This is a genomic window from Mesorhizobium sp. M7A.F.Ca.ET.027.03.2.1 (genome assembly GCF_003999175.1).
Lineage (GTDB): Bacteria > Pseudomonadota > Alphaproteobacteria > Rhizobiales > Rhizobiaceae > Mesorhizobium.
The window spans coordinates 1-1,330 of record NZ_RZOM01001353.1 but is presented as its reverse complement, the minus strand read 5'-3'; the positions used below and the strand labels follow the sequence as shown (position 1 = coordinate 1,330).

General features: G+C 60.9%; 1 protein-coding gene. It reads left to right on the top strand.

The genetic code is table 11. The features are described 5' to 3' along the window. Nucleotides 1-228: 228 nt before the first annotated feature. Nucleotides 229-1,330: cbb3-type cytochrome c oxidase subunit I (locus EN750_RS34585; RefSeq protein WP_127399296.1), on the top strand; the 1,102-nt coding region annotated here is incomplete at its 3' end.

The window sequence follows — 1,330 nt, the reverse complement described above, 5'->3', positions numbered from 1 at the left end:
GGGCCTCAGCTTTCGCCTCAGCGATCGCGTCTGCGCCCGCCCAACCCAGGGAACGCCTTCCATGAGGGGGGTGAGCCCGCGCTGCGTTCCTCGTTCATTCGCCACCTGCTGATTGCGCCGCCGACACAAAATCTTGCGGCCTGACATAGATCAGGGCGAGGGGGCGGCGGCTGCGCGATTAGTGCGCTGCGGATTTGGCATCCACCAGATTCGAGATCGGGATCTGCAATGAAATTCGGCACAGAGATCGTCCTTCTAAGCGTGTTCGCTTTTGCGGCCCTGGTGGCCGCCGGCTTCGGCGTGGATGAACCTTTCCGCCGACACATGTGGGTGTTGTTCTTCGCAGTGGCTGGTTTCACTGCGATCCTGTTGCGCAACACGGAGTTCAAGCCAGCAGCTCCGATTGACCCATCCGCTTACATGGATGGTCCGATCCGCTACGGCGCGATCGCCACCGTGTTCTGGGGTGTCGTCGGCATGCTGGTCGGCGTGGTGATCGCGCTGCAGCTCGCCTACCCCGATCTCAACATCCAGCCCTGGTTCAATTTCGGTCGTTTGCGGCCGTTGCACACATCCGGTGTCGTCTTCGCCTTCGGCGGCAACGCGCTGCTTTGCACGTCTCTGTATGTCGTGCAGCGCACCTGCCGCGCCCGCCTCTTCGGCCGTGATCTGGCCTGGTTCGTCTTCTGGGGCTACCAGCTGTTCATCGTCATGGCCGCGACCGGCTACCTGCTCGGCATCACCGAGGGCCGCGAGTACGCCGAACCCGAATGGTATGTGGATGTCTGGCTGACCATCGTCTGGGTCGCCTACCTCATTCTGTTCCTTGGCACGATCCTGAAGCGCAAGGAACCGCATATCTACGTGGCCAACTGGTTCTACCTGTCGTTCATCGTCACCATCGCGATGCTGCATGTGGTCAACAACCTGTCCATACCAGTCTCGTTCCTGGGCTCCAAGAGCTACTCCGCCTTTTCAGGGGTCCAGGACGCCTTGACGCAATGGTGGTACGGCCACAACGCGGTCGGCTTCTTTCTCACCGCCGGCTTCCTCGGCATGATGTATTATTTCGTGCCCAAGCAGGCGAACCGGCCAGTCTATTCGTACCGGCTGTCGATCGTCCATTTCTGGGCGATCATCTTTCTCTACATCTGGGCCGGGCCGCATCACCTGCACTACACCGCCTTGCCCGATTGGGCGCAGACGCTCGGCATGGTGTTCTCGATCATGCTGTGGATGCCGTCCTGGGGCGGCATGATCAACGGCCTGATGACGCTGTCCGGCGCCTGGGACAAGCTGCGCACCGATCCGATCATACGCATGATGGTGA